3 protein-coding genes are annotated in these 2,002 nt (G+C 38.0%); 1 reads left to right on the top strand and 2 read right to left on the bottom strand.

What is annotated here, in order from left to right; genetic code table 11:
* Positions 1–914, top strand: a 914-nt coding sequence (locus M901_RS02400) for a hypothetical protein (RefSeq protein ID WP_232422498.1), incomplete at its 5' end; no start/stop codon positions are given.
* Between the two features lie 245 nt (positions 915–1,159).
* On the opposite strand, the gene M901_RS17365 is transcribed toward M901_RS02400, so the two are convergent.
* Both M901_RS17365 and M901_RS02395 read right to left on the bottom strand, forming a co-directional pair.
* Entirely contained in the window at positions 1,160–1,318 is a 159-nt protein-coding gene (locus M901_RS17365; protein WP_021276564.1) for a hypothetical protein, read from the bottom strand.
* Positions 1,315–2,002 (bottom strand): hypothetical protein (locus M901_RS02395; protein WP_021276566.1); only part of this gene is annotated, 688 nt, incomplete at its 5' end. The genes M901_RS17365 and M901_RS02395, both read right to left, overlap by 4 nt.

Below are 2,002 nucleotides of genomic sequence, written 5' to 3'. Positions count from 1 at the left end.
ACATCTTGCATAAAGCAGTTATGATTTATAACTGCCCAAATTCTCCCTGCAATTCTTCCACTAAAAACAAGCTTGTCATCAAAGATGGCCGCTACAAACGAGCTTGTGACTCTCGAAAAATTCAGCGCTTCAGATGTAAAGTCTGTGGTAAGAAATTCTCTCGAGCGACTTTCAGTTTTGAAAAGTATCAAAAGAAGCGACGTGTGAATCACCGAATTTATCGCATGCTCTGTGATCGCTCCTCCATGAGAAGTATCTCTCGCGAGCTCAATATCAACTACAAAACAGTCGCAAGAAAAGTTCAGTACCTGGCGGAAAAATCTCGCAGAAGGCAGCGAAGGTTTTTGAAAAAACTAGAGAAGTCTCAAGTACAAAATATGCAATTTGATGATCTGATAACTTTAGAGCATACCAAGATGAAGCCTCTAAGTGTGAGTCTTGCAGTAGACAAGAAACGCCGCTTTGTCCTTGGGGCGGAGGTTTCAAGGATTCCCGCCTTTGGTCATCTCGCCAAGAAATCAAAGAAGAAATACGGATATCGAGAAAATCACCATGAGCGAGGGCTCAATCGTTTGATGGAAAAAATTTATCGAACAATTGATAGAGATGCTCTGATTGAATCTGATGAGCACAATACTTATCCAAAAATAGTCGCAAAATACTTTAGCTCACAAGAGCACAAACGATACAAAGGAGGAAGATCTTGTGTGGCAGGACAAGGAGAACTCAAGCGCCAGCACTTTGACCCACTTTTTACACTGAATCATACGTGCGCCATGTTTCGTGCTCATATTAACAGGCTAATCAGAAAGAGTTGGTGCTCAACTAAGAGAGTCGATATGCTTCAAGCGCATATCGATATCTTTATTTGTTTTTACAACTTAGATTATTTGGGGGGACTTAGCCCCACGTAAGTGGAGCAGTTTATAAAAATTACCTAAGAAGCCCAGAGAAGAGACCACGTTTCTTTTCTTCTGGGTTTTCAATTTTCTCACCCTTTTCAAAAAGAACTTCATTGAATTGAGAAACATTCTTAGCCTCGACGATGGCATTGTTAATGGCCTCACTTCCGCAAAGACATACACCATCTAAACGTGATTTTTCACTGAGTAGATAAGAAAACTTTAATAAGTCTTCCTCTGTATCAAAAGGTCCAATTCTATTTTACAAAATATAGATGGGCATAGTCATCCTTTAGAAGGCTAAGCTCATCAAACTCGATCATCCCTTTAATTGAATAAGCATGATCGATAAATCGCGCCATATTATTACGAGAATCGATTGAGTAAATGACAAAGAGAGTATGTTCTATATTCATTGCGCGATCACTCCAAAGTCTAAAGAAACACTTCCCTTAGGCATAAAGCTTAACTCTATTTCATGAGTCGTATTGGACATCTCAACATTCTGTTCATCAATAATCTTTTGAAAAACAAGAGGTGTTGGATATTTTATTTTCACCTTTCTCTTGTAGCTTGATGGATTAAATACACTTAGTCTTTTTACCTTATCAAACTTCAATTCACTTGGACCAACATTTCTCTCATGCCACGCATAGCGAACACCGCTTTCCGCATCAATCTGACAGTATGTCATATCCAAGCTATTAAATACTTTTGCCCAAAACTGATTCTTCTTTTCAGACTTCGACTCTTCCTTCATATCAAGATCAATAAGCTCTTGAGAGTCATAAATAAAGAGACGACCTTCACCCATAGAGATAGTCTCGATCTGAGTTAGATATCTTATCTTCTCAATTTCAAGATCATTTTCTAGGTAGAAAGACTCTAATCTTCTCTGAATATCTTCAGTCATTCCACGCTTATCAATGATGACATTAATACCATTCATAAACATTCTCAAAGCACTTGAGAGATATTTCATATTGAGATCAAAGCCAGAAAAATAGAAAAACTCGTGACTCTTGTCCAACTCATCTTCCCACTCAAAGTTCGAATAAGTAGAATAACAAAAATCCCATGAGAAAAAACTCTCACAAAAG

Origin of the sequence: Bacteriovorax sp. DB6_IX (genome assembly GCF_000447775.1) — a bacterium.
GTDB lineage: Bacteria > Bdellovibrionota > Bacteriovoracia > Bacteriovoracales > Bacteriovoracaceae > Halobacteriovorax_A.
This window is presented reverse-complemented; position numbering and strand designations above follow the sequence as displayed.

Excerpts from the sequence above, each read along its gene's own strand:
- M901_RS17365 (WP_021276564.1), bottom strand. The coding sequence starts at position 1,318 with ATGAATATAGAACATACTCTCTTTGTCATTTACTCAATCGATTCTCGT.